Source organism: Neptuniibacter sp. QD37_6 (assembly GCF_047778085.1).
Lineage (GTDB): Bacteria > Pseudomonadota > Gammaproteobacteria > Pseudomonadales > Balneatricaceae > Neptuniibacter.
In genome coordinates this window covers 2,301,799-2,327,560 of record NZ_CP180550.1, presented here as the reverse complement: position 1 = coordinate 2,327,560, position 25,762 = coordinate 2,301,799, and the positions used below count along the sequence as shown (strand labels likewise).

The 25,762-nt window shown below is 43.8% G+C and carries 17 protein-coding genes; 10 read left to right on the top strand and 7 right to left on the bottom strand.

Translation table 11 applies throughout. The features are described from left to right. Nucleotides 1-92: 92 nt before the first annotated feature. From recC to recD, 3 genes are read left to right on the top strand one after another with little or no spacing between them, the layout of a single operon-like run. Nucleotides 93-3,368 carry an exodeoxyribonuclease V subunit gamma gene (gene recC / locus ACMXYO_RS11090; RefSeq protein ID WP_415885183.1) on the top strand — a complete coding sequence of 1,092 codons (3,276 nt, stop codon included), beginning with the start codon at nt 93-95 and terminating at the stop codon, nt 3,366-3,368. Then, entirely contained in the window at nt 3,361-6,882 is a 3,522-nt protein-coding gene (recB, locus tag ACMXYO_RS11085) for an exodeoxyribonuclease V subunit beta (RefSeq protein WP_415885182.1), read from the top strand. Before recC ends, recB begins: the two co-directional genes overlap by 8 nt. After that, complete coding sequence (gene recD / locus ACMXYO_RS11080; RefSeq protein WP_415885181.1) at nt 6,875-8,716, top strand: exodeoxyribonuclease V subunit alpha; 1,842 nt, start codon at nt 6,875-6,877, stop codon at nt 8,714-8,716. The genes recB and recD overlap by 8 nt, the downstream gene beginning before the upstream one ends. Before the next feature lie 63 nt (nt 8,717-8,779). On the opposite strand, the gene ACMXYO_RS11075 is transcribed toward recD, so the two are convergent. From ACMXYO_RS11075 to ACMXYO_RS11065, 3 genes are all read right to left on the bottom strand, one after another. Then, a complete protein-coding gene (locus ACMXYO_RS11075; RefSeq protein ID WP_415885180.1) occupies nt 8,780-8,920 on the bottom strand; it encodes a hypothetical protein in 141 nt (46 codons plus the stop codon). 147 nt (nt 8,921-9,067) lie between these two features. Then, nucleotides 9,068-9,310, bottom strand: coding sequence for a GrxA family glutaredoxin (locus ACMXYO_RS11070; protein WP_415885179.1), 243 nt, complete (start codon nt 9,308-9,310; stop codon nt 9,068-9,070). Between the two features lie 553 nt (nt 9,311-9,863). Then, a complete protein-coding gene (locus ACMXYO_RS11065; protein WP_415885178.1) occupies nt 9,864-10,433 on the bottom strand; it encodes a TIGR04211 family SH3 domain-containing protein in 570 nt (189 codons plus the stop codon). 222 nt (nt 10,434-10,655) lie between these two features. Here ACMXYO_RS11065 and ACMXYO_RS11060 point away from each other — a divergent pair, with 222 nt between their 5' ends. After that, entirely contained in the window at nt 10,656-11,462 is an 807-nt protein-coding gene (locus ACMXYO_RS11060; protein ID WP_415885177.1) for a mechanosensitive ion channel family protein, read from the top strand. Between the two features lie 65 nt (nt 11,463-11,527). Here the strand turns inward: ACMXYO_RS11060 and ACMXYO_RS11055 are convergent, their stop codons facing one another. From ACMXYO_RS11055 to ACMXYO_RS11045, 3 genes are all read right to left on the bottom strand, one after another. Next, a complete protein-coding gene (locus ACMXYO_RS11055; RefSeq protein ID WP_415885176.1) occupies nt 11,528-13,753 on the bottom strand; it encodes a hypothetical protein in 2,226 nt (741 codons plus the stop codon). 158 nt (nt 13,754-13,911) lie between these two features. Next, a complete protein-coding gene (gene yidD / locus ACMXYO_RS11050; RefSeq protein ID WP_415885175.1) occupies nt 13,912-14,199 on the bottom strand; it encodes a membrane protein insertion efficiency factor YidD in 288 nt (95 codons plus the stop codon). A 268-nt stretch (nt 14,200-14,467) separates the two neighbouring features. Further along, nucleotides 14,468-15,862, bottom strand: a complete 1,395-nt coding sequence (locus ACMXYO_RS11045; protein WP_415885174.1) for a PhoH family protein — start codon at nt 15,860-15,862, stop codon at nt 14,468-14,470. Nucleotides 15,863-16,264: 402 nt separating this feature from the next. Between ACMXYO_RS11045 and cobB the strand changes: the two genes are divergently transcribed. Continuing rightward, entirely contained in the window at nt 16,265-16,975 is a 711-nt protein-coding gene (gene cobB, locus ACMXYO_RS11040; protein WP_415885173.1) for a Sir2 family NAD+-dependent deacetylase, read from the top strand. A gap of 297 nt (nt 16,976-17,272) precedes the next feature. After that, nucleotides 17,273-18,667 carry a nucleotide 5'-monophosphate nucleosidase PpnN gene (gene ppnN, locus ACMXYO_RS11035; protein WP_415885172.1) on the top strand — a complete coding sequence of 465 codons (1,395 nt, stop codon included), beginning with the start codon at nt 17,273-17,275 and terminating at the stop codon, nt 18,665-18,667. A gap of 428 nt (nt 18,668-19,095) precedes the next feature. On the opposite strand, the gene putA is transcribed toward ppnN, so the two are convergent. After that, entirely contained in the window at nt 19,096-22,212 is a 3,117-nt protein-coding gene (putA, locus tag ACMXYO_RS11030) for a bifunctional proline dehydrogenase/L-glutamate gamma-semialdehyde dehydrogenase PutA (protein WP_415885171.1), read from the bottom strand. Between the two features lie 476 nt (nt 22,213-22,688). Between putA and ACMXYO_RS11025 the strand changes: the two genes are divergently transcribed. The 4 genes from ACMXYO_RS11025 (at nt 22,689) to ACMXYO_RS11010 (ending at nt 25,758) form a co-directional block, all read left to right on the top strand. Continuing rightward, the gene (locus ACMXYO_RS11025) at nt 22,689-23,477 is read left to right on the top strand and encodes a TIGR00266 family protein (protein WP_415885170.1); all 789 of its coding nucleotides are present in this window, start codon (nt 22,689-22,691) and stop codon (nt 23,475-23,477) included. 133 nt (nt 23,478-23,610) lie between these two features. Next, complete coding sequence (locus ACMXYO_RS11020; RefSeq protein WP_415885169.1) at nt 23,611-24,558, top strand: M23 family metallopeptidase; 948 nt, start codon at nt 23,611-23,613, stop codon at nt 24,556-24,558. Next, a complete protein-coding gene (locus ACMXYO_RS11015; protein WP_415885168.1) occupies nt 24,501-24,950 on the top strand; it encodes a bactofilin family protein in 450 nt (149 codons plus the stop codon). Before ACMXYO_RS11020 ends, ACMXYO_RS11015 begins: the two co-directional genes overlap by 58 nt. 40 nt (nt 24,951-24,990) lie before the next feature. Further along, nucleotides 24,991-25,758 carry a class II glutamine amidotransferase gene (locus ACMXYO_RS11010; RefSeq protein ID WP_415885167.1) on the top strand — a complete coding sequence of 256 codons (768 nt, stop codon included), beginning with the start codon at nt 24,991-24,993 and terminating at the stop codon, nt 25,756-25,758. Nucleotides 25,759-25,762: the final 4 nt, after the last annotated feature.

Genomic DNA, 25,762 nt, shown 5'->3' with positions numbered 1-25,762 from the left:
AGTAACTGACATTAAAAGTCCAGTTCAGTAAAGTAGATAGCTCTAATTACCAACCCTCGTTGGTGAGCAATTTTTACTGCATCAGGGCACGGATGTTTCAGGTTTATCACTCCAACTCGATATTGGTCCTTAAGGATCTCTTAGTTGAATTAATTCGACGCGACCCGATCGCGGACCCTTTTATCTCTGAGCAAATTCTGGTGCAAAGCCCAGGCATGGCGCAGTGGCTTAAACTCGAGTTGGCACAGGCGTCAGGGATCGCTGCATCCATCGATTTTCCTCTACCGGCATCGTTTTTGTGGAAGAGCTTTTCCAATGTTTTAGATGATGTTCCCGAGCGTTCTGCCTTTACCAAGGAAGCCATGGCTTGGAAGTTGATGCTGGTGTTACCAGATCTGCTGACCCAACCTGAATTCCACCCGCTGCAAACCTATTTGGCTGATGATGAAGAGGATTACCGCCTCTATCAGTTGTGCAACAAAATTGCTGATATCTTCGACCAATATTTGGTTTATCGCCCTGATTGGATTGCAGATTGGGAGCAAGGTGGAAATCTGGCCGCTGCCCGTCACAGTTGGCAGCCAGTACTTTGGCGAGCATTGACCGAATACACCTTGTCTTTAGAACAATCTCATTGGCATAGGGCCAATATGTTTGGCGATTTCGTAAAGCTACTTCGTCAACGCTCTAACCTGAAACAGTTACCGCCACGCTTGTTTGTCTTTGGTATCTCGGCGCTGCCGCAAAATTATATCCAGGCGCTACAAGCCTTAGGTGAGCAAGTTGATGTGCATCTGATGATTATGAACCCTTGTCGCTACTATTGGGGTGACATTTTAGATGCGGCTCAGATCGCGCGAGTTAACCGTCGCTGGTTTGGCAAACCCGAACTAGAGATGAGCGAGTATGCCCAAGGTAACCCGCTTTTGGCATCTATGGGCAAACTGGGGCGTGATTATATCTATCAGCTGCAGGATAACGCGGTTGAAGAGATCGATGCTTTTGCTGAACCGGAAAGGCACTGCTTGTTGAACAGCATCCAGCAGGACATTTTGGATTTAGATAATCCGACCTCATTTCCTGAAGATCCAAGTCATAGTGAAACAAAACATAGCGTTGATGAGCAAGACCGCTCGATTGTGCTACATAGCTGCCATAGCCCGCTGCGCGAAATTGAAGTATTACATGATCAGCTGTTAGCAAAATTTGAGGAAGGCCCCGAGCTTAAACCTCGCGATATTATTGTGATGATGCCGGATGTGGCAGCTTACGCGCCTTATATCGAGGCAGTTTTCTCCAATGCACCTTCTGATCGCTACATACCATTTTCTATATCGGATCGCAGCAATCGTCAGGAAAATCCTCTGTTACTTAGCTTTGAAAAAGTGCTCAAGCTAAATAGCAGCCGCTTTACCGTATCTGATGTTTTAGAGTTACTCGAAGTACCTGCGATCTTACGTCGATTTGGTTTGGATGATGATAGCTTCCTACGTCTTCGTTATTGGGTTGATCAAGTTAATATTCGCTGGGGGCTGGATGCTGAACAACGCAGTGTCTGGGAACTGCCGCTATTTGAGCAAAATAGCTGGCGCTTTGGTTTGCGCCGTATGCTCGCGGGTTACGCATTAGGTGAACAAACGGCCTATTGGCAAGAGATAGCGCCATACAATGAAGTAGAAGGGCTCGAAGCCGAATTACTTGGCAAACTCGCTGATTTTATTGATCTGTTGGAAGACGCGAAAAGCTACTTCAGCCAGTCGCTCTGTTTAGATGAATGGGTTGCGGTGATTAACCAGTTGTTGGAAGCGTTTTATCTTGCCGACGAGCAAGACGAGATCGCTTTGAACTCTATTCGTCAGACGCTACAAAACCTTCAAGAGCAGCTATCAGATGCTGAGTTTAATCAGCCGCTGTCTTCTTTAGTGATTACCGATTATCTGTTGAACGGGATGAACCAGCAGCGCTCATCCCAACGCTTTATGATTGGTGCGGTTAACTTCTGTACCTTGATGCCGATGCGTTCGATCCCGTTTAAGGTGGTTTGTCTGCTTGGCATGAATGATGGCGCGTACCCGCGGAGTATCCCTCCGGTTGGTTTTGATTTGATGACCGACTATCCGCGCAGAGGTGATCGTTCCCGTAGAGACGATGACCGTTATCTCTTCTTGGAGGCGATGCTATCAGCCCAAGAACAGCTTTATATCAGTTTTGTTGGGCGTTCTATTCGCGATAACAACCCTAAAATACCTTCGGTCTTGGTCAGTGAATTACTCGATTACATCGAACAAGGTTATACCTATGCTGCCGATGCCAGCCTGCCGTATACCGATAGTGGGCAAAAACTACGGCAGTCGTTGATCCAGCAGCACCCGTTAGTTGCTTTTAGCCCGCAGTACTTTGCTGAGCACTCGCAGTTGTTTAGTTATGCGGCTCAATGGTTACCAGCTGCTGGAGCCGATACTAAGCCTTTACTGAAATTTATAAATCAGCCGTTGGAAAACGAAACACTTTCCGAATTAGAACTCTCCGATCTGATTCGCTTTTTGAAGAGTCCATGCCGCAGCTTCTTTAATCAGCGGTTGAAAGTGTATTTCAGTCAGAGCGAGATAGAAGCACAAGACGAAGAGCCGTTCGCGCTGGATAATCTGGAATCTTATCTGATCAAGCAGCGTTATCTGGATACGGCGTTGGCAGAGCAGTCGTTAGATCAACTGGATCAAACGGTATTGGCCGAGGGGGTTCTACCGGTCGCTCAGGCGGGCGAGTTAACACTGCAGAAAATACGTCATGACTGCGAAGAGCTTGCAGAGAAGGTTCGACCCCTATGTGAAGGTACCCCTGAGCGAGTTGAAGTAAATTTGGATCTGGATGGCGTACGTTTGCAAGGCTGGATAGACCATTGCTATCCGGATCATCTGTTGCGCTATAGACCGGCGCAAGTCAATGCCCGGGATCGCTTATCCACCTGGGTTGAGCATCTAGTTTTGTGTGCACTGGGCGCGCGAAAAAACACGGTATACCGCGGTTTGTCTGGTAAGGCGTTCTATCGCCAAGTTGAATCTACAGAAGCACGTCGTTTACTAACCGAGCTGGTGGCGTTTTATCAGCAAGGGATGACGATGCCACAACCGTTTGATGCTTCATTGGCCCATGATTATTTTGTGCAACGAGCTAAAGATCCTGATAAGGCTTTGCAAAGCTTAGAAAAACGTTTCTACGGAGACAGTTTTAGTATCGGGGTTTTAGACGACCCTTATGCGCGTCGGGTATTCCCCGATTTTAATCAATACACCGAACAATTTATTCCTTTAGCAGAAGCAGTGTACGAGCCGTTGTTAGCCTATGTAGAGGAGGGGAAAGATGACTAGTATTCTTCCGCTAGAACCGTTTACTTTTCCTCTGAAAGGACAGCAGCTCATAGAAGCCAGTGCGGGCACCGGTAAGACCTACACGATTACTGCTTTGTATCTGCGTTTGCTTCTGGGGCAAGGGGATATCAGTGATAAACCATTAGGGCCTGATCAGATCTTAGTTGTGACCTTTACTGAGGCCGCGACGGAGGAGCTGCGAGATCGTATCCGCAGTCGAATTGTCGATGCGCGAAATGCTTTTCTGCTACCAGATGTCAGTGATCCGTTTTTAGATCAGCTAAAACAAAATACAGCGGATCATGAACAGGCGATCAAACTGCTTGAACAAGCGATTCGGCAGATGGATGAAGCTGCAATCTTTACCATCCATGGTTTCTGTCAACGGATGCTTAAACAGCATGCGTTTGAAAGCGGTTCGTTATTTGAGAGTGAACTGACCCAAGACGATCAGAGCTTGATTCGAAGCGCGGCGATCGATTTTTGGCGTAATACCATCTATCCATTATCAGGCCCGCTCAGTAGTCTGGTAATGCAGTATTGGTCGAGCCCCGAATCACTGATGATGGAAATACGTGGTTTGTTAAGCCGCAGTGTTCGGGTAACGCCAGATTTATCTGATCAAGATCTGGCTGAGGCATATGAGGTAAGGTTAGAAGCGCTGAATGAGTTCAAGCAAGCATGGCTACAGAATGAAGATGATCTGGTTGCGCTTGTTCAAAACTCAGGGGTAAACAAGCGCAGCTATACCAAAGCAAATCTACCGAAATGGATTGCCCAGATCGATGATTATGCGGCATCAGAACAACTGGAACCAAATAAGAAGCTGGTTACAACACTGCAGAAATTTACCTCTTCAGTGTTGCAGGAGAAGACGCCAGAGGGCGCTGAATATCCGCAGCATTATCTGTTTGAGCAGTTAGATACCCTGTTAGAGAGGGCTGTTCCGGTTAAAGAGATACTGCTAAGTCGTGCATTGAAAGAGGTTCGACTCCGTTTAGTTCGTGCTAAAAAGCAGTATCAGGTGCAAACCTTTGATGACTTGCTGATAGACCTGCATCAAGCGTTATACAGCAACAGTGGTGAAAGCTTGGCCGGTGCTATTTGTGATCAGTTTCCGGTCGCAATGATTGATGAATTCCAAGATACAGATCCACTGCAGTACGGCATCTTTTCAACGCTGTACAAAGATGTAAATCGACATGCCTTGATCATGATTGGTGACCCGAAACAGGCGATCTATGCCTTCCGTGGTGCCGACATTTTTACTTATATTCAGGCCCGTCGCCAAATACCGCAGACCTTTACCTTAGAGACCAACTGGCGTTCGACCACGCCGCTGGTCGAAGGGGTAAACCATCTTTTCCAATCGGCTGACTCTGCTTTTATCTATGATGAGGATATTCCTTTTATCCCCGTTAAAGCAGCGGATAAAGGCGGTAAACGCTTAAAGATTCAAAACATCGAACCTCCCGCTTTAACCTTATGGCATCAAGAAAGTGATGAGCCGCTAAATAATGCGCAATACTTAGCGACTTATGCTCAAGCTACAGCTTCTGAAATAGACCGCTTATTGTCAGGGGATACCTTGATCGGAGATCGAAAATTACAAGGCTCTGATATTGCAGTGCTGGTTAGAGATCGTTTTGAAGCAGAAGAGATCCGTAGGGCCTTAGCCGTTTATGAGCACCCTTGTGTTTATTTGAGTAACAAAGATTCCGTTTTTAAATCTCAAGAAGCGATTGAACTCTCTTTGCTGTTAACCGCAATTGAAAATCCGCTGAATGATCGAGCGCTTAAAGCAGCATTAGCGACAGAGTTTATGCAGCTCGATATGCATGATCTCGATCGACTGAATCATGATGAATTAGGTTGGGAGAAGGTGATCACTGAGTTTAGTGATTATCGTGAAATATGGCTGCGCTTAGGTGTGCTGCCGATGTTAAGCCGACTGATTCATCAGCGTAATCTAGCTGCGATGACCCTTGAGCAGGTATCTGGAGAGCGTCGTTTAACGAATATGCTGCATCTGGCAGAACTACTGCAACAAGCGAGCGCTGAAAGAGAGGGTGTAGCTGGATTGATCCGTTGGTTTAACGAGCAGATTTCACAGCCTTCTGGCGGTGGTGACGAGCAGATTTTACGCTTAGAAAGTGAGCGGAACCTGGTAACTATTGTGACCGTGCATAAATCTAAGGGTTTGGAATATCCAGTGGTATTCCTGCCTTTTGCTTGTCGTTTTAAAGAGCAGAAAAGTGCTTTTTATCATGATGAATCAGGCGAAGCTGTTTTAGACCTTAAAGCTGAACCGGAAGCGTTGGAAGAAGCGGATAAAGAACGACTGGCTGAGGAGCTACGTCTACTTTATGTCGCCCTTACCCGTGCGGTTTATAGCTGCTATATCGGTATCAGTCATATCAAGATCGGTAATAGCAAAAAGTCCCGATTGGTCGATAGCGCCTTGGGTTATCTCCTGCTGCAATCGGGGATTGAGCTGGATGAAGCCCTGCTGGCACTCGAGCAACATGCTGCTATTCAAGTATTAGCACTGCCAAATTACGGCTCCCAGAAAGATCTATTTGCCGTTGAAGAAGAGCAAGCGGCGCAGCTAGAAGCACGTAATTTTGAGCGTAAAATCGACCGCGATTGGCGTGTTAGTAGTTACTCTGCGCTGAGTAAACATCAGGCTAGTCATATACCTGAACTTCCAGGGCTTGATCTGGAAGTGGCTGCGGAAGGGCAGGAACAGGTCGAAGAAGTTATACCTGACGAAGACAATATTTTTACCTTCCCAAGAGGCGCCAATGCCGGCACTTTCCTGCATAGCGTCTTTGAAGAGATCAGTTTCGCGCGATATCAGCAGGTTATGTTGGAATCAGATGAGTATCGCACTCAACTTCAAGATCAGCTCCAAGTAGCGGGTTACGAAGAACGTTGGCAGTTTGTGATCGAAAAGCTAATCGAAGATGTCTTGGCAACTGACTTAAACGGACAAGGGCTGCGCTTAAACCAGATCAACGATGAAGACCGGCTGGTGGAGATGGAGTTTATGCTCAGTGCAGAACACATCACGGTTGGGCGTTTAGAGTCTCTGATTCGCCGTTATGATCCTCTAGCGGCTAAGGCTAAACCGCTCTCTTTTGAGCCTTTAAGAGGGCTGTTAAAAGGCTTTATTGACCTGCTATTCCGAGATGGCGAGAAGTACTATGTCTTGGATTACAAATCTAACCACCTAGGTTATGAGGCTTCCTGTTACACCCAAGAGGCGATACAAGAATCGATGATTGATCATCGCTACGATCTGCAATATCTGCTCTACATCCTCGCGGTGCATCGATTACTGAAGCAACGTATACCTGATTACGATTATGAGCGGCATTTTGGCGGTGTTTATTACTTATTCCTTCGTGGGGTGGACGGTGAAAGCACCAATGGGGTGTTCCATGATAAACCGGATATTGAGTTGATTGAGAAGTTGGATCTAATGTTTACTGGGGAGGTTGTTGATGTCTAATGCATACCTACCCCAGCTGAAACAGTGGTCACAAGAAGGGATCATTCGTTCTGTCGATTATCAACTTGCAGCGTTCGTTGCTGAGCAAAAGCCTGATGATTCAGCATTACCGCTACTTTCTGCTTTGGTTAGCTTTGAGTTGGCCTCGGGTAATGTCTGCCTGCCATTAGATAGGTTGACTTCACCAAAAGGCTATTGGTCCGAAGAGATATTGGCTCTAGTCGAATCTGTCGATTGGAAGGCACTAAAACCTGACGCTCGCCTGTTGATGCTGGGGACTAATGAATCTCTAGAAAGTGCGCTACTGGTTCTAGATCAGGGGCGTTTCTATCTTCATCGATATTGGCAATATGAGATCCAAGTCGCTAAGCAGTTAAGCAAACGTACCGTTCCTGTTGATGTGGATCTTCCTTTACTGGGCAATCATCTTGCGCAACTTTTCCCAATACAAAACGAAGAGATCGACTGGCAGAAGGTAGCAGCAGCGGTCGCGATTCAAAAACGCTTCTCGGTAATTAGCGGTGGTCCAGGTACAGGTAAAACCACAACGGTTATTAAACTGTTGGTTCTGTATATTCAGCAAATGCAGGCTAAGGGCTTAGATATTAATATCCGCTTGGTTGCCCCTACGGGTAAGGCCGCAGCGCGCCTAGCTGAATCGATTAACTCGGCAAAACAGAAATTAGCATTACCCGCCAAACTTGCTGATCTCGTGCCTTCGGAAGCCAGCACACTTCATCGTTTATTGGGTGTGATTCCGAATCAGATAGGTTTTCGTCACCACGGGGATAACCCGCTGCACTTAGACCTGTTGGTGTTGGATGAGGCATCGATGGTTGATCTACCGATGATGGCGCGTCTATTGGATGCGCTGCCTGAGCATGCACGACTAATTCTACTGGGAGATAGAGATCAGCTAGCGTCGGTAGAAGCCGGGAATGTCCTCGGCGATATCTGTAGTTGGCCGGGAGAATTGGATTACAGTGCTAATCAACAACAGGTATTAACCCAGTTAGGTGCATTTCCTCAGGCTCAATCGTCTGGCTCACCTCAATCCTTTTCCGATTGTTTGGCCCTTCTACGTAAAAGCTATCGCTTTGATGATAAAAGTGGCATTGGTTATATGGCGAAAGCGGTTAACTCGGGCAATGTTGAGCATGTTAAACGGGTGATGGCTAAGGGTTTTGAAGATCTAAACAACCACTACCTGTCTCGTGACAGTTACGAAGAGATGATCAATCTGGTTGTTTCTTTTTACAGTGAACTGTTTAGTCATGTTAACCCTGAGGCTTCACCCAAACACTTATTGGATCTTTTAGGTGAATTTCAGCTGCTGTGCGCGCGTCGTGAGGGTGTCTATGGCGTAGCTGGTCTGAATGAGCGTATTCAGCAAGAGCTACGCAGCAGGGGCTATATTAAAGGCTCTGATACTTGGTTTGCTGGCCGACCGATTATGATCACCCGTAATGATCCAGCACTGAAATTGTTTAATGGTGATATCGGGATTGTACTTGCCGATGATAGCGGAAAGCTAAAAGTGTGGTTTGAATTGGATGGCGAGCTACGTAGTGTGCTGCCAAGTCGTTTACCTGAGCACCAAACTGTTTTTGCGATGACAGTACATAAAAGCCAAGGTTCAGAGTTTGAGACCGTCGCGTTTATTTTACCGCCGGATGACAGCCCTTTGCTGACGCGAGAACTTTTGTATACAGGGATTACCCGAGCACGTAAAACCTTGCATCTATATGCGACTAAGGCGGCTTTATTTGCTTCTACAGAGCGGAAAACGGAACGATCGGGTGGCTTAGCTGTGAGGTTATGGGGCGGTAGATAAAAATAAAGCCTGATTAGGTGATAAACCAAATCAGGCTCTTATCTATATCACAGCGGTAATGGATTAACGGCGACGACGCGCTGGATGCTGTGGGTGTTGCTCATTCTCAATACGAATAGGTTGTACACGTGGCGTGTTGTTTCCTAAAGAATACAAGAAAACTACGCCTGCTGCGATGGCAACCAATGTAGCAAATGTCATCATAACTCACTCCTAACTGGTGAAAGACCAGTACAACTGTCTAGCAGTATAACTCAATAAACAGGCTTATCATTATTTAGCGGCTAATATGGAAAAAATCTTAGCCGTTGTCCTAATACCTAAACAGTTATATGGGCATCAGGGAGTAATTTAAACCCCCTGTGCGTTTAAATAAGCTTCTAGTTCAGTGAAACCACCAATATGTTCTTGGCCGCAGAATGCTTGAGGCACGGTCGTCACTGGTTTACCCACTGTTTGCTCTAGATCTGCTTTGCTGATGCCTTCCTGGTGGATATCGATATAACGGTAATCAAGCTGTTTAATTTCACAAATCTGTTTTGCGCGGGAACAAAAACCACAGCCTTCACGGCCAAAAATAGTAATACGTTTCATCTGTCTTCCTCCGTTTAAGTGATGTGTTAATTGAAACAGAGGCGGCTGATTGATCCCAATTAGATAAGTTTATCTAATCGATTGGTTCTTTTTATGGAAGATTTTGACGAGAGCTATATAAGTAAAGGTATGGTTTTTTGGTAGGTCTTTAAGATCATTAATATGTGTTGTGAATACTATTTTGCTCCGCACAATTTTGGCATTGAAGGCGTTAAATCGGGGCTTTCAAGGTTTGTCCCCAATCTTTGTGGATAACCTTGTAAACAACTCCTATCGAACTTCACTAAAGGTCGATAAAACCTTGTGATTAACATATTGATCAAAAAATAACCATCGGTTTATCTGTATGATTTTAAAGGTTTTTTTGGCTGGCTTTTAAGAGAAAAGCTGTATTTGAGTGAATAATCAGCTATTGCGTATAAAGTTACAGGGCTGTAATTGATGTCAAGAGAAATGATCGATAAATTTAGATTCTTTTATTGATTTAAGTCCTTTTTTCACAATAAAAAACCGGAGTTCTAACTCCGGTTTTTTTGTGTCTAAGCTGAGGTGATTAGAACCACTCATCCTTACGCTTTTTGCGCTTAGGGAAGTAAGGAAGTATCAAGCCGAGGAATACACCACCTAGCGCAACTAGACCGCCGTGGGTAAACCAGCGCATCAGATTGCTTTCATCGCTTGATTCGATCTTAAAGTTCAGATCCTTAATGGATGCTTTTAACTGTTCTACTTCTGCAGTTAGCGTTTGATTATCTTTTTTTAGCGCAGCAGATTCTTGCTTAAGCGTTTCGATCTGTTGAGCTTGCTCAGTCACGGTTGTTTGGCTTTTATCTAAGCTGCTTTGAAGCTTAGGCAAGCGCACTGACATACTATCGCCAGAATCAATCGCAGAAGGTTCTACCCAACCAATACGGCCTTGAGGCATACGGATCTGGGCGTATTTAGTCTTAGGGTCCCGTTTAAGGATTGTGACAGGAGAGCCGCTTTTAATACGGGTAATGATGCGATATTCATTGCTTGGGCCGTTATGCACGTAGACCATTGCATCGTCTGCAATATGACCTTTTTCCGCTTGAGCAGATACAGAAAATAGTACGAGAGAAGTCAGTAATAACTTTTTCATTGATACATTTGTTTGAACGCTAGAATTTGGCATATTGTACGGATTAAACTGGTTGCTTAACAGGTTGTTTTTGGAGTTATTCTGATTTCATTTTTCTAATTTAGGATAAATGGTGCAGAATACCCGGAAGCGAGACAGCCTCAGCAGCCTGTTTGGCTGTTGTTCAGATTTATTTTGATTAAATTCGTTCACTTTTTTTAGATCTTTCTCAGGGGAACCTTAATGGATAACTTCTTTGATGCTTACGTATTTCCATGGATTGTGGATATTGCGCTTGCACTGGCTATCTTCTTCATTGGTCGTTGGGTCGTAAAGCAGGTAACCAAACTGCTTGAGCGTGTACTACGTAAAGCCAAAGTTGAAGATATGTTGGTAAACTTTATCTCTTCAATTGCGAGTGTAGCGTTACTACTATTCGTAATTGTTGCCTCTCTAAATCAGTTAGGTGTTGATACTACATCGCTAATTGCACTGCTGGGTGCTGCTGGTCTAGCGATTGGTCTGTCTCTACAGGATTCCCTGAAGAACTTTGCAGCGGGCGTAATGCTTGTCATCTTTAAGCCATTCCGTGAAGGTGATTTTGTTGAAGCTGCGGGTGTTGCTGGTATTGTCGAGCATATCCAGATTTTTAATACGATCATGCGTACTGGCGATAACCGCGAAGTTATTATTCCTAACGGTGCAATTTACAGCGGCGTAATCACAAACTACTCAGCTCGCGATACGCGTCGTGTCGATATGGTATTTGGTATTGGTTACGACGATGATCTACGTAAAGCGAAAGAGATTCTGAACGAGATTATTGCTGCAGATGAGCGTATTTTGAAAGATCCTGCGCCAGTTGTTGCTGTATCTGAGCTAGCTGATAGCAGCGTGAACTTTGTTGTTCGCCCTTGGGTTAACTCTGCTGATTACTGGGCAGTGCTATGGGATACAACAGAAACTGTGAAACTACGTTTTGACGAGGAAGGTATCAGTATTCCTTTCCCTCAGATGGATGTCCATCTTCATAAAGAAGAGCAAGCGTAAGCTGCTTTGTACTTCTAAAAAAAGAGCCTGATTTACCAGGCTCTTTTTTTATCTGGTTTATAGCGTTAATCGGAATGCTCAGCTTCTGAAGAGTAGCCACTGTCTGATCGATCTCGCAGAATCTTCTTAAGTTCATTCCTTAATTGCGCATTATCCTGCTTAGATTTTTGCGCTTCGAGTCGATATTTAAAGATCTCTTCATAACGCGCTTCTAGCTTAACTTCCATGTTACTAATCGTTTTTTGCTGCGTTGCGAGCTGATCTTCTAAGTCATCAATCTGGGTTTGTAGGTCTTCGATTAAGCCATAGCCAGACTGACTAGCGTCGCTACCAGCAGCGCTTTCTTTCTCGGTCGATTGTAGCTCAGTGACTATATGACTATAGAGCGCTTTGAGATCAGCTTCTTCGCGACTGTTATAGCGGATCGTATTTTCAATCGCTTTATGGGCACTGGCTGCACCTATAGAGCCGGCTAGCACGTGCTCCACCATACGATGGAACTCTACCAGCTCAATAATGGTGATCTGCAGTTTATCGATAACCTGGAGGTCTTCAGCGATGGTGCGGACCTCTTTTTCGGCCTTATCTTCATGCAGATAGTTTGAGAGCAGGCTATGCGCTTCTTCCAATTTCGGTTGTAGCGAAATATAGGCATCCAAGCCCGTTGGTCTTGCTCGACGCGAATGTGAGGAGTTCATCGCACTGATAAATTCAGTGGTTAGATTTCTTTCGCTTTTATTAGGGCTAAAGATAATTGAGCCAATAATGTAGCTGCCAATATTAAAGATAAGTGACCAGAACACTGCGTGGCTTACAGGGTGCAGACCGTCTAAGCCAAACAACGCTTCTGGGCGCAGTGCCGTAATATTCCATGGGCCTTGAACTAACAGTGCCTCTGTAAACCAGCCATGTTTGATGAAGGTTGGAATGAGTAGACAGTAGGTCCAGATAATAAAGCCGGTGAGTAGGCCTAAGAATGCGCCAAGGCTATTACCTTTCTTCCAGAACATGCCGCCAAACAGGGCAGGGGAAAACTGTAGAACTGCCACGAATGATAGAAGGCCGATAGCTGCAAGAATGTAGGAGTCTGCAAACTCTTTGGCAAACCAGAGACTACCCAGAAGAATCAAAGACACCATCACCCAGCGAAGCTGAAGAAGGTAGCTACGTAATGGTTGTAGCACAGGGATTCTTTCTAAGGTAGGCAAAATAAGATGGTTAGATGCCATGGTCGATAGGGTCATCGTTGTGATGATGATCATACCTGTAGCTGCAGAAAAACCACCTATAAAGGCTAAGATTGTCAGGCTTTCACTGCCAGCTTGTTGTGGCAGAAGTAACACGAAAAAGTCTGCATTTTCGGCGGGCATCCCCATTAATAATCCAGCTGCTGCGATAGGTACGACAAAGATATTGATACCTATCATATAAGCAGGGAAGAGCCACATAGCGGTTTTAATGTGGTTTTTGTTGGAGTTCTCGACCACTGAGACGTGGAACTGGCGCGGTAGTGTATGAATCGCTGCGAAGCTTAAGATCATTAGAGTGATCCACATTACACCGCTATTTTCTCCGTGGTTCATGCTAACTAGATGTTCTAACCCGGCAGTCTGTATACGACTGTATATATCGCCAAAGCCATCAAACAGTGTGTAAGTAACAAAAAAACCAACGGCGATAAAGGCAATAATTTTAACGATACATTCGGCAACTAAAGCCGCGATCATGCCTTGATGGCGTTCAGTTGGATCTAAGCGTCTGACCCCAAAGATAATGGTGAAACAGATCATGAAGATAGTCACCATCCATCCCGATAGATCAAATGCAGAGCCTGTTTGTGGTGTATCAGTGATGATTGAGAAAGAGCTAATAATCGCTTTTAACTGGAGGGATATATAAGGAACTATGCCGATTAAAGCGATGATAGTAACGAGGGCTGCAATTTTCTGAGAGCGGTTATAACGGGTGGAAATAAAGTCGGCAATACTGGTAATGCGGAAGGTTTCTTTGGCTTGTACCATCCGTCTGAGCGAATACCACCAGAAACAGATACCAATTAATGCCCCACCGTAGATACTGAAAAAGAGAAGCCCCGAATTCGAAGCAAACCCTACACTGCCATAGAAGGTCCAAGAGGTATGGTAAACCGCTAGCGAGAGGGCATAAACCCAGGGATTTCCTGAGCTCTGCTCACCCTTATTTTTAATCCTTTTTTCTACCAGTTGTGCGATAGCAAATAGGATGCCCATGTAAACGGTAACGTACAGAATAACTGACAGCGGTGTGAACATAATATCCAGCTTATTCCTAGGGGGTAGATTCTTATCTTAAACCCTATAGATGCTTCGCTGAAAGGTGTCAAAGGAAATAACTTACTGATACCTAATCAAAAAACTCAAATTCAACAATAAAATATAGGGTTGTTGTTTAGATTTATAAGAAAAAGCTGTTATTTGCTGGAGGATGAATCTTGCTCGGCGTGATGGTCACAGCAGTTTTTAGGCATAGGTACAGGGTCATAACCGCCATCGTTGTAGGGGTGGCATTTGCTAAGTCGTTTTAAGCCCAGCCATACGCCTTTAAAAGGCCCGTGGAGTTTAATCGCCTCAATCATGTAACTTGAGCAGGTAGGGTGAAAACGACAGCGAGGACCAATTACAGGGCTGATAAGGTATCGGTAAATATTTACCAATCCAATTAGTAGTGAGCTAAGGCAGCGCTGTAAGAAGGAAAGCATTGTCTAATACGTTGTTATGAAATGTTTTTTGAAAAAAATACCGGGTAAGAAAAGGCTTACCCGGTTATATATCCGGGGAGGATTAAAACAATATGTGATCTTTAGCACCACTAAAAAATGAAAAGAGGTTAAAAATCACAGAAAGCTAATTATAAGGATTTTAATGTAGATTAAAAGTTAAACAGTAGTTCTCGTCTGGTTTTTAAGCCTTCCCACATGAATTAGGGTATGTGGAAAGGCCTAAAGAACGACTAATCGAAACCTCAGATTAGAGGTGCTCTTCTGCATATTCAGCCAGTCTTGAGCGGAATATACCTTCTAGATGGACATTCGCAGCCCCTTCGTAGTCTTTAAAGCGTTCGACCAAATAGGTTAAGCCGGAAGTTAGGGGTGTCAGGTAGTTTGAGTCAATCTGCGCAAGGTTACCTAAACAGATGATCTTCGAGCCCTTACCACAACGGGTTACTATTGTTTTAAGCTGTGACGGAGTTAGATTTTGTGCTTCATCTAAGAGTAAGATCGCATCTTGAATACTTCGGCCGCGGATAAAGTTTAGCGATTTAAATTGAATATTCGCTTTCTCAATTGCGTATTTCACGCTGCTTTGAGGGCGCTCGTCGTGTTCATGCATCGCTTCTAAGTTATCTTGGATCGCACTTAGCCAAGGGGTCATCTTCTCCTCTTCAGTACCCGGTAAAAAGCCAATGTCTTCGGCAACAGGTGGAGTAGAGCGAGTCACAATGATTTTGTTGTAGCGCTGCTGCTCAATCACCATCTCTAAAGCGCAAGCAAGAGCGATCAATGTTTTACCAGAACCTGCTGCACCATTGAGAATGACAAGGTCCAGATCTGGATCAAGCACGGCATCCATAGCAAATGCTTGGAATACGTTAATTGGTTCAATGCCCCAGCAGTTCTGCTGCATTAAACGATCGACACCTAAGTCCCTCAATGTAATTTGACCATCGCGTACTGAGGATACGCGTGCGGCAAACTCCTCAGAATCATCGTAGATATATTCGCAAGGGTAAGTGTCAGGTAGAACGGATTGGGCGAATTGATGGTAAGTATGGCTGCCCTCTTGGTAACTTTTAATGTCGTCGACGCGCTCCCAGAAATTGCCTTCCATATTGCTATGGCCAGCGGGTAAAAGCTCAATGTCCGAAACAAGCTGATCGGTACGATAATCTTCGACCCGCTTTAGCCCCGCACCTAAGGCTTTGAGGCGCATATTAATATCTTTGGTAACTAAGATAATATCGCGGTGAGGGTTGGTCGCTTGGAGATGAAGTGCGCAGTTTATGATCTGATTATCTTTATTGGAATTCTGTGGTAAAAAGCCTTGGCGAGCTGTTAACTCATGATCGGGAAAGATACTAAGTTGGCCTAATTTCTTTTCACTGTTTGCAGCGGTAATAGGGATAAATATATCAACCCCTTTGGTGATCGTTGCAGCGTCATCAGCATAACTAAGAATGTCGTCTATGGCCCGTATGGCGGCCCTAGCTTCTTGAGATACATTTTTCTTTCGGTCCTTAATGTCATCTAACTCTTCTAAAACAGTCATCGGGATAGTGATGTCCTGTTCTTTAAATTCATACAGACACTTAGGATCATGAAGAAGTACGTTGGTGTCGAGTATATAGAGTTTAGAGGCAGTCATAGCCGGTTCCTTATATAGCCGAAGGGACGATGTGAGCTAATGCAATTATAAAAATTAGAAAGTTTGAACTGATCGAAGATTGAGTATGTTTGGGAATCAATAAACTGGATAAATCGTGGTCGATAGCGGGCAAAGCTTGAAAGGCGCTTAGCTACTTCAAGTACAGCAGCGTAGGCTGCTGACCTAGAGACAGACTCTGTAGGTTTCGGAGTCGTAATGATTATTCTGTAACTGACGTACTGTGAAATATGATCCACCACAAAGTCTCAGATAATTGCTGAATACTAAGCTAAGACAAATTTGAATCTGAATCAGCACAGCTATTACTATGTAAGATAGCTTAGTAATACATAGGTTCCAGTTGAATGACAAGTGACAAATTTGCTTTGAAGGATTTTAAAGATGGCAATTAATTCTATTGTGGTATTAACCGGTGCAGGAATCTCAGCTGAATCGGGCATACGGACATTCCGTGCTGAAGATGGTTTGTGGGAAGACCATAAGGTAGAGGATGTTGCTACCCCAGAAGCCTTTGTGCGTGATCCGCAGCTGGTGCATCGTTTTTATAACCAACGTAGAGAACAATTGCTTTCGGAACCTGTTAAACCCAATGCCGCTCATGTCGCTTTAGCTGAGTTAGAGAATAAGTTTCCCGGTCAGTTTATGTTGGTGACACAGAATATTGATAACCTGCATGAGAGAGCGGGGAGTCAGAACTTGTTACATATGCATGGTGAGTTATTAAAGATGCGTTGTAGTGACTCTGGTCAGGTGTATAAAGAGACGGGGCAAACTGAACCAAGTGATCGATGCGAGTGTTGTGATCTATCGGGCACATTGAGACCAGATATTGTCTGGTTTGGGGAAATGCCCATGTATATGGACGAGATCTATTCGGCATTAGAAAACTGTGATCTATTTATCTCTATAGGTACGTCTGGTCATGTTTATCCAGCGGCTGGATTTGTAGAAGTGGCGGGAAGATCTTCGGCGTTGACGGTAGAGCTGAACTTGGAACCATCAAGGGTAGAGTCAGCTTTTGATCACCGAATTTATGGCCCTGCAAGTGAAGTGGTGCCAGAATTTGTGGCAGACATTATCAAGCAGATTTGAAATATTTGATTGATTTATAAGTGGATTTTTTGATTTTTGCCAAATGCCGGCTATAGTTTTTAAAGGAACTTCACTGAGTTGTCGGCTGTCTAAAAATTTGCTGCTTGTGAATCTTACCCCAATCTTTAAGTCTCATTCTTTTATTCGTACATTCACAAAACCTTAACAGCAGACGTTTAAGACTAGGAATATTGTCGCCGTCGTTTAATAAGAAGAACGAAAGTGATGTTCAGCCGAAAAGTTATTTTTGGATCGGTTAAACAGGACTATTTGGCTCGATCCATGGAGGTGGTCATTATGATGACAGAGCAATACGTTACGACCAGTATTACCCCCTTAGAAAGCCTAAATTCTCTTTCGCCTTATGAAGTGGACCAGTTGCAGGATGCTAGTCAGGGCGGATTATTTCGTTTATTTCGTCAGTGTTCTTTGGCGGTTTTGAATAGTGGTAGTGAATTAGATAGTACAAAACTGGTTTTGGATAAGTATGCAAAATTTGATATCAAGATCAGTCAAAAACATCGAAGTGTTCAGCTTGAATTGGTCAATGCGCCCGCCACGGCATTTGTGAATGGCGAGATTATAACGGGTATTCGCGAGCACCTTTTCTCTGTTTTGCGTGACTTACTTTATGTTGGTACAGAGTTAGATCATCGCTGCTCTGGCCTTACTGAATCGGAAGCGACCACGAATATGGTCTTTCATATTCTTCGCCACGCTGGAGCGATTCGTCCTCATGTTAAACCAGATCTCGTTGTTTGCTGGGGTGGTCATTCCATCAATCGAATTGAGTATGATTACACTAAAAAAGTAGGTTATGAGATGGGCCTGCGTGGACTTAATATTTGTACTGGCTGTGGCCCCGGTGCTATGAAAGGGCCAATGAAAGGGGCGACGATCTCCCATGCCAAACAGCGTCAAACGGAGGGGCGTTACGTCGGTATTTCTGAGCCTGGTATTATCGCTGCCGAAAGCCCAAATCCGATTGTAAATGAACTCATCATCATGCCAGATATTGAAAAGCGTTTAGAAGCTTTTGTACGCTTAGGTCATGGCATTGTTGTCTTCCCAGGCGGTGCAGGTACCACGGAGGAGATTTTATATATTCTGGGCATACTGCTTCATGAGAAAAATCACAGCTTACCGTTCCCACTTGTGTTAACGGGACCTGCTGGCAGTGAAGAGTACTTTGAAACTGTAGATAACTTTATTCGCTCCACGTTGGGTGATGCTGCTGCTAGCAAATATCAGATCATTGTTGATGACCCTCACGAAGTGGCCGAAGTAATGCGTGAAGGATTAGAGCAGGTAACCCGCTATCGTAAGGCGACTAGTGAGTCTTTTCATTACAACTGGCAGATGCATATTCCAGAATCGTTCCAACAACCTTTCGAGCCTAATCATGAAAATATGGCTAGTCTGAAACTGATAAAAGATCAGACCGACTTTGAGCTAGCGGCAAATCTGCGTTGTGCCTTATCGGGTATTGTTGCGGGTAATGTCAAAGAACCGGGTATCAGAGCGATTGAAGAGTTTGGTGCATTTGAGATCTGTGGGGAACCAGCCATTATGGCATCTATGGACAAGTTATTAGGTTCTTTTGTTGATCAGCGAAGAATGAAAATTAACTATAAAGAATACCAACCTTGCTATCGCCTGAAGCATGATGCTGAGGTAGTAGAAGAGGTTTAGGTTTCTTTAAGGGATATTGCTGGTTACGGTGAGCAGACGAGGTTCCTAGTCCTAAATTTAGCCTGGTAAAGGGCCGAATCTGCTGCCAAAATTGCTCTCATTGATTCGAACCATGTTCTAGGTAAGGCGCCACACCAATACTACCTGTGATTTTTATCTTATGCACTGCATAGTTTAAGACTTGTTGCGACAGTATTGTCTCAGCTTCTCTGCCAGAGATTCAGCTTCATTCATTCAATCAGGTATGAGCAAAGATCAATACAAAAACACCTTTTGTTCCATCTGTAGATCTTCATGACTAGCCCTATTAACCCAAATAATGTCTGAGTTCTCTGGGGCGATTGAATAAACTGCATCCATCAATCTTTGCGAATAAATTCATTTCTTTAGAAGAAGGGGCTGATTACGTATTGATTTTAAATGGTTTTTCATGGTTTTTTACTTAAAAGCGTTCTATTGCCCCCAGAAGCTGTTGTATTTCGGGTAATGGTTTTTTCACGTACAAAACGTTTTAAGTAGTTGGGACCACCGGCTTTAGGACCGGTGCCAGATAGTCCCATGCCGCCAAAGGGTTGGCTGCCAACTACTGCGCCTATTTGATCCCGGTTAATATAGATGTTTCCTACTAGGGCTTGGGAGGTTATCTGCTCTATAAACAGATTATTTCGTGAATGAACACCGAGTGTTAGGCCGAATCCGCTACGATTAATATCGTAAATAACCCGTTCTAAGTTATGTTTTTGGTAGCGAATAATATGCAGAATAGGGCCGAAAATTTCTCCAGTTAGTTCATCCATGGAATTTAGTCGGATTAGAGTCGGTGGCACAAAACAGCCTTGGTTGTGTTGGTCTGAAAGTTCTAGCTCAAACAACAACTTACCTTGTAAACGGCAACACTCAATATGTTCATAGAGCGCGCGCATGGCATTTTGAGTAATGACCGGACCTAAATCAGTTTCCAACTGTTCTGGGCTGCCGATCGATAGGGTTTGCATCGCTCCAATGAGTTTATCTTCGATAACCTCTGCTATATCTTCCTGTACATACAGAACGCGCAATGCTGAACATCTTTGCCCTGCACTGTTAAAAGCTGAGTGAATCGCATCGAGAACTACTTGTTCTACCAGCGCGCTACTATCAACAATCATCGCATTTAAACCGCCTGTTTCTGCAACAAATGGAATAATCGAGCCATCATGGCGATTGGCTAATTGTTTGTTTATCGCACTTGCGGCTAGAGTTGATCCTGTGAAAGTCACTCCGGCAATACGTGAATCAGTTAGTAGCGCTTCTGAGTGCTCGCTTCCTGCATAAGGTATCAGTTGTAAGCAATATTCAGGTAAGCCTGCTGAGTACCATAGTTCAGTTGCCTTAAATGCAGTTAATCCGCTGTTTGATGATGGTTTGGCAAGGACTGTGTTACCGCAAACAAGTGCTGCTGCAATTTGACCTGTGAAAATGGCTAGTGGGAAATTCCAAGGGCTGATACAAAGGAAGACACCGTGTCCTTGGTAGTGCAATGTGTTTTCTTCACCCGTAATTGAGGGTAGAGATTCTGGCTGTAATTGTTTGTCAGCTAACGCTGCGTAGTAAAAGCAAAAATCGATAGCCTCCCTTACTTCTGCCAGAGCATCTTCTAGTGTTTTACCTGTTTCTAAAATGCAGAGTGACACCATTTCAGCTTTGTTCTGTTCGAGCAAACGTGCGTAATTAAGTAGAATTTTGCTGCGTACGGAGACATCCAGATCTCGCCACTCTGGAAAGAACTGTTCAGCGAAGCTAATGGCTTGTTTTATTAGGGTTTTATCTGCTGTGCTTTGATAGCCAATAATTTTGTCTAATTGATAATTAGCATGGACGGGTTGTAGATTAAGACCATCCGTAACCTCACCAGCGATGATCGGTTGGCAATACCATTTCTTTTGTCCGTAATACTCAATAATGCTTCGCCACTGTTGCCAACAATCTAAGCTACCTAGAGGATCACCAGCAGAGTTTTCTCTTTGCTGTTCAAATATCTTATTTGGTAAAGGCAGCTCGTAAGACGTACTCTGAATTTTTTCGCTAGGCGACTCGACTATCTCATCAATGCTTACATTTGGGTCATGTAGTTGGAATACAAATGAAGAATTAGCGCCATTTTCGAATAGGCGTCTAACTAAATAGGGCAATAGATTATTCTGATCACCAACAGGCGCATAAACTCTGCAATTTTGATCTATTTCATGTTGTGTTTTCTGATAGAGAGACTCGGCCATTCCATGTAACCGCTGAAATTCAAAAACTTTACCTGTAGGGATTTCTAATAGCTGGGCAATAGTTAATGCATTGTGTGTAGCAAATTGTGGGATTAATAAACCCCCTTGTTCAGATAAAAGGAATTTTGCGCAGGTTAGATAGGACAGGTCAGTGACGGATTTGTGGGTGAAAACCGGATAGTTATTCAGCCCGTTCTGCTGGCTGCGTTTTATTTCGCTATCCCAATAAGCTCCCTTAACTAATCTTATAGGGATTGGGGTTTCACAATCGGCAGCGATAAGTGACAGCCATCTCAAGGTTGGAAGGGCGCGTTTACTATAGGCCTGAACAGCCAACCCTAATTTTCCCCAGCCAAGACATAGTTCACTTCGCAGTAATTGTTCGAAAATTAATAGTGTGATTTCTAGGCGTTCAGACTCCTCTGCATCGATTGTTATTGCTACATCAAGGTTACGTGCGGTCACAAGGAGCTGGAATAACCTATGCATCAACTTTTTTTGTAATTGGTCAAAATGACTATTTTCGAGACGAGGGTGTAAGGCTGACAATTTTATGGAGATGCTGGTGTCTCCCTTCATATTTTGTTGACCCGTCGCCTGAATTGCATCGAGGTAAGCCTCGAAATAGGTTTGTGCATCCTGATCACAAACAGCAGCTTCGCCTAGCATATCGAATGAGAAAAAAGTGTTGTTATCGAAATCACAGCGTTGATCTAGAGCTACGTGAATATCTTCAGCAAAGACGAACTGCTTACCTATTCGAGAGACTGAATAGGCTAGAGCTTGGTGCACTACAGAGTTACCTAAGCGTTGCCATACATTATTTAAAATACTACCCGCAGACTGCTCTTGGCTTATTAGCTGTTGGCTTAGCGCGACGCCCCAAAAGGTACTGTTTTCAAGGAAAGTGGGATGGTCTTGAAAGAGTTTTTCAGGCTTGAGGGCTAGTGAATCTAATTTGTCGAAAATTAGTGCTTGAGCAGTCTCCGCATCAGGTATTCGTAAGAGTGCTTCAGCAAGGGCTAGTAGAGCAATACCTTCGTCACTTTCTAATCCGAACTTCGACATTAGTGTGTTTACAGAAAAAAGCGGATTATCCAAGTCGCGAATGGTAGTGATCCAATCTGTTGCTTTGGATTTAGCTTGAGAAGAATCGGGCGAGACTTCCAGTAGTTGCTCACACAGGGACTTTTCATCATGACAGTAATATTCGGTAATCGTACGCCATAATGAATTTTGGTCGGCGGGAGATAACTCTGTAGATAAAAGCTCACTTATTGATAGCATCTAATAAATCCGTTTTTAAGACAGTGTAGTTGATCATCAGCGTAGGTGTCGGGATTATCAATAAAGAAATGAGTATTTGGGCAAATGTCCCGTAATTACTTGAAAACCAAATGGTTAGAGGTTGTTTTTTGCATGAAATTTGTTCTTTTGTTTATCGTTGGTTAGCTGCATTCGTTGGGCTATGAGAGGTGCTTTAATAATTTTTATGCATACGTACTTTAAGGTTATGTCAGGGAGGGAGGTAGATGGGAATAATTCATATTCTACTGTTAGTTTTATCGGCCTTATTTGCTATCGCTCTCATCAAGCCCATAGGTGTTCTTGTTAAATTGCCTTTTGCTTTTATCGCTGCCTCTTGAAATCGATGCTTGGTTTACTATTCAATCTATAGCATACGGTGTTGTGCTGTTTTCGTTAGGCATACAAGCAACTACGACACCCATACTCATAAATAAGTTAGATAAAAGGATGTAACAATGCGTTGTCATGAGGTTGATTACGAAATTATTGGTGAATCACTTCAAATTGTTGAGGTGGAGTTAGACCCTGGTGAAAAGGTGATTGCCGAAGCCGGCATGATGAATTACATGGAAGAGGGGATCAATTTTGAAACCAAAATGGGCGATGGATCAGAGCCTGACCAAGGCTTAATGGGTAAGCTCTTTTCTGCGGGTAAGCGCATGGTTATGGGTGAATCCGTTTTTATGACTCATTTCGGTAATGAGGGTAGTGGTAAGAGACGTGTCGCTTTTGCTGCGCCTTATCCTGGTAGCATCGTGCCCCTAAATTTGGCTGATTATGGTGAAAAAGTTATTTGCCAGAAAGATGCTTTTCTGTGCGCTGCCTTAGGTACTAAAGTGGAAATTGCATTTTCTAAGAAAATTGGTGTCGGTTTCTTCGGAGGTGAAGGTTTCATTTTGCAGAGACTAGAAGGCGACGGTATGGCGTTTGTGCAGGCGGGTGGCACAGTCGTGCGTAAAGAGTTGAACAATGAAACTTTAAGGATCGATACGGGCTGCCTTGTCGGATTTACTGAAGGGATTGAATACGATATTGAGATGGTCAAAGGGTTGAAATCGATGATCTTTGGGGGTGAAGGCCTTTGGCTTGCAACGCTTAAAGGCACTGGTAGTGTTTGGGTTCAAAGTTTACCGTTCTCACGCCTTGCTGATCGCTTAATTGCATCAGCGCCATCATCTGGTGGTAGTGATAAGGGTGAAGGTTCGGTTTTAGGTGGTATTGGTCGAATGTTGGACGGAGATTAAAGCCTTATTACACAATAGGATAATTCCCTTTATTATCTATGGCTTTCGCCTGTAATGATTATGACAATGGGTGTAAAAATGGGTATATTTAGAGGCTCGTTTTTACCCATCTCAAGTCGTTACAGGTGTTATCTTGAGAAATAAACTGGTTATAACTTTAACCACTGTATATGGCTCTCGCCAATATACGGTTAACCAAATAGCAAAATATGTATTGCTGGTATTTTTGATTTTGTCAGCAATCAGTTTTTTCGTTTCGAATACACTATTAGTTGTTACAACGGATGATCTATCTGAGTTAGAAGAAGATCATCAGGTACTAAGCGAAAATTATGAATTGATGGTTGGTTCCCAACAGCTCTATGTAGAGGAATTGAAAGAGCTTAGTTTATCTCTTATCACTATAAAAACTGAGCGAGATAAGTTAGAAGAAGAGAACATCCGAATTGGTGAATTGAACACGTCGTTCAACAATTCGCTTGATGGATTGGAAACCTTATTAGGTTTAGAGCCTTCTGATGAGATCGACCCGCTCAAAGCTGAGCAACTAACTATCGAGGCGAACAAACGTTTATTTTTTTTGCACAATATTCCAAACGGTGTGCCTATTCAGGCAATCAGGATTACGGATAAGTATGGATCACGTTTTCACCCAGTACGTAAAAAACGGGTGATGCATCATGGTATAGATTTTAAAGCCAATAGAGGCACGCCTGTTTATGCGACAGCTGATGGCGTTGTTGAATATGCTGCTTTCAATAAATCCTTTGGTAAGCTGATTAAAGTTCAGCATAACTTTGGGTTCAAAACTTACTTTGCGCATCTGGATGCATTAAAAGTAAAAACTGGAGATCTAGTCAGTAAGGGACAGCTGATAGGATTAAGTGGTAATACGGGAATGTCTACAGGGCCGCATCTGCATTATGAGATTCGCCATATGTATACAGCAATAGATCCCGAACCATTCCTCTCCTGGGACATAACAAATTTTGATTCTTTGTTTACAAAGGTTAAGGGAGTTAAATGGGCATCCTTAAAAGAAATGTATCCGCTAAACCTGCACAATCAGCCATTACAATAATTGCAGAAGGCAATAAATTTTGTGGTGATATGAGCATCGTCGGTAAAATGCACATCGATGGTATGTTCGAAGGCAATGTGAGTTCTCTAGATAGTATCTCTATCGGAAAATCTGGTCACGTACGTGGGCTTATTAAAGCTCGCGGTGTTGATGTGTGTGGCATTCTTGAAGGTGAAATTATCTGTGACGAACTGCATATCGATGCTGGTGGGCAAGTTCGTGCAACAGTCGAAAGTAAGCAGATGTCGATTCACCCAGATGGTTGCTTTGTAGGTGAGCGTCGAATGAAAGAAACGTCTGCATTGATGGATGAAAGCAGTAAGATAGAATCGGGCTCCGATGCGATTGATTCCCTACCTGATAAGATCGTTCTGGAAGGTAAATCAGAATAAATCGATCTAACCTCGTTGTCGTTGATTAAGGATTGTAGCAATGTGTGAATTGTTGGGTATGAGTGCCAATGTACCTACTGATATCTGCTTTTCATTTGCCGGGCTGATGCAGCGTGGTGGGGGGACGGGACCTCACAAAGATGGTTGGGGAATAGCTTTCTATGAGGGTAAAGGCGCGCGTTGCTTTCATGACCCAAACCCGAGCGTCGATTCTAAAATTGCTCGCCTAGTTAAAGAACATCCGATTAAAAGTCATGTGGTGATCAGTCACATTCGGCAGGCAAATGTAGGCAATATTTGCCTTGAAAATACCCATCCATTTCAAAGGGAGCTTTGGGGCTTTACTTGGACATTTGCGCACAATGGCCAGTTGGATAAAGCTCTGTTTGATAAGCCACTCTCTTTTTATTATCCAGTAGGAACGACAGATAGTGAGTATGCATTCTGTTGGTTATTAGGTGAAATCAGACAAGCATTTCCTAAACGCCCAGAGTGTTTTGAAGAACTTTCTAAATTCATCAAGCAGCGTTGTGACCAGCTAAGAGAGTTAGGTGTATTTAATATGCTCCTAACCGAATCTACCCATCTATTTGCGTTCTGCGGCAGTAAATTGTCCTGGTTGACTCGTAAAGCACCTTTTGGCGAAGCGAGCCTAACAGATTGCGAAATGAAGGTGGACTTTGTTAAAGAAACGACGCCTAAGGACATCGTCACGGTAATCGCGACAGTACCGTTAACGGATAATGAGGATTGGATTGCACTACAGCCAGGAGAGTTGGTGACCTTTGTTGAAGGGTTACCTCAATAACGGA

Bases quoted from the DNA above. Each gene is read 5' to 3' on its own strand.
- recC (WP_415885183.1), top strand. From the start codon at position 93: ATGTTTCAGGTTTATCACTCCAACTCGATATTGGTCCTTAAGGATCTC.
- recB (WP_415885182.1), top strand. From the start codon at position 3,361: ATGACTAGTATTCTTCCGCTAGAACCGTTTACTTTTCCTCTGAAAGGA.
- recD (WP_415885181.1), top strand. From the start codon at position 6,875: ATGTCTAATGCATACCTACCCCAGCTGAAACAGTGGTCACAAGAAGGG.
- ACMXYO_RS11075 (WP_415885180.1), bottom strand. From the start codon at position 8,920: ATGATGACATTTGCTACATTGGTTGCCATCGCAGCAGGCGTAGTTTTC.
- ACMXYO_RS11070 (WP_415885179.1), bottom strand. From the start codon at position 9,310: ATGAAACGTATTACTATTTTTGGCCGTGAAGGCTGTGGTTTTTGTTCC.
- ACMXYO_RS11065 (WP_415885178.1), bottom strand. From the start codon at position 10,433: ATGAAAAAGTTATTACTGACTTCTCTCGTACTATTTTCTGTATCTGCT.
- ACMXYO_RS11060 (WP_415885177.1), top strand. From the start codon at position 10,656: ATGGATAACTTCTTTGATGCTTACGTATTTCCATGGATTGTGGATATT.
- ACMXYO_RS11055 (WP_415885176.1), bottom strand. From the start codon at position 13,753: ATGTTCACACCGCTGTCAGTTATTCTGTACGTTACCGTTTACATGGGC.
- yidD (WP_415885175.1), bottom strand. From the start codon at position 14,199: ATGCTTTCCTTCTTACAGCGCTGCCTTAGCTCACTACTAATTGGATTG.
- ACMXYO_RS11045 (WP_415885174.1), bottom strand. From the start codon at position 15,862: ATGACTGCCTCTAAACTCTATATACTCGACACCAACGTACTTCTTCAT.
- cobB (WP_415885173.1), top strand. From the start codon at position 16,265: ATGGCAATTAATTCTATTGTGGTATTAACCGGTGCAGGAATCTCAGCT.
- ppnN (WP_415885172.1), top strand. From the start codon at position 17,273: ATGATGACAGAGCAATACGTTACGACCAGTATTACCCCCTTAGAAAGC.
- putA (WP_415885171.1), bottom strand. From the start codon at position 22,212: ATGCTATCAATAAGTGAGCTTTTATCTACAGAGTTATCTCCCGCCGAC.
- ACMXYO_RS11025 (WP_415885170.1), top strand. From the start codon at position 22,689: ATGCGTTGTCATGAGGTTGATTACGAAATTATTGGTGAATCACTTCAA.
- ACMXYO_RS11015 (WP_415885168.1), top strand. From the start codon at position 24,501: ATGGGCATCCTTAAAAGAAATGTATCCGCTAAACCTGCACAATCAGCC.
- ACMXYO_RS11010 (WP_415885167.1), top strand. From the start codon at position 24,991: ATGTGTGAATTGTTGGGTATGAGTGCCAATGTACCTACTGATATCTGC.